At 78.7% G+C, this 553-nt stretch carries 1 protein-coding gene; it reads right to left on the reverse strand.

The annotated features are described in order from the left end of the window. A partial coding sequence (locus OZN99_RS33250) for an AsmA-like C-terminal region-containing protein (RefSeq protein WP_270939427.1) occupies positions 1 to 553 on the reverse strand: 553 nt, incomplete at both ends.

A 553-nucleotide genomic window follows, 5' to 3' on the forward strand; every position in this document is an offset into this window, starting at 1 on the left:
GCCGCACTCCGGCAGCGGCTCCGGCCGGGCGCCCGGGCGGGCGGCGAGCGCGCCGAGCACCGCCCCGACATCGCCGCCCAGACGGCTGCCGAGCTGCCCGGCCAGCTGCCCGAGATTCTGCACCTGCACGCCGCGATAGGCCGGCGCCGCCAGCGTGCCGCCGAGCTCCGCCGCGACCCGCACCGATTCGCCGGCCGCGCGCACGTCGTGCAGCAGGCGCAGCTGGATCGCCTCGGTGCCGAGATTCACCGTGCCGCTGCCCGCCACCTTCGCCGCCGGCGCATCCACCAGCAGCGTGCCGATGCGCGCCACGCCGTCGGCCGCATCGGCGCGCAGCGCGACGCATTCCACCGGCAGCCGCTGGGGCAGGTTCAGCGGGATGGAGCGCTCGCGCAGCGCCTGCTGGGCCGGGCCCATCACCGCCGGCTCCAGCGTCGCGTCCAGCATCGCCAGGCCGAGATGCCCGCCCAGGCTGGCGGCCACCGCGCGCAGCCCGGCGCCGGCGCCGCGCAGGTCGGCATCCAGCTCGCCCCGGCCGGTGGCATAGACCGGG

This window comes from Falsiroseomonas oryzae, assembly GCF_027856955.1.
Lineage (GTDB): Bacteria > Pseudomonadota > Alphaproteobacteria > Acetobacterales > Acetobacteraceae > Falsiroseomonas > Falsiroseomonas oryzae.